Here is a 339-nt window from a genome sequence, read left to right as displayed (position 1 = left end):
CGTCAATACGGCACTCGAACGGGTGCGCCGGGGTGAAGCGGACGCGGCCATGGTTCCCATCGAAAATTCGGTGGAGGGCGGGGTTACTGCCACTCTGGACGCGATCGCCACGGGACAGGAACTCCGGATCGTCCGCGAGGCCCTTGTTCCCATTACCTTCGTGCTCGTGGCGAGGCCCGGCGTCGGGCTTTCCGACATCAAGCGGATCTCCACGCACGGGCACGCCTGGGCGCAATGCCGGCTCTGGTTGGACACGCACCTGCCTGGTGTCGACTACATGCCGGGGTCTTCCACAGCGGCAGCAGCGATGGGGCTTCTGGACGAGGATGCGCCCTACGA

General features: G+C 65.8%; 1 protein-coding gene. It reads left to right on the top strand.

Annotated features, from left to right (window positions below; genetic code table 11):
- Positions 1 to 339 (top strand): prephenate dehydratase domain-containing protein (locus tag ACPYOG_RS19310; RefSeq protein ID WP_481295749.1); only part of this gene is annotated, 339 nt, incomplete at both ends.

This window comes from Leifsonia sp. HAY1-4F, from assembly GCF_056755275.1.
This window is presented reverse-complemented; position numbering and strand designations above follow the sequence as displayed.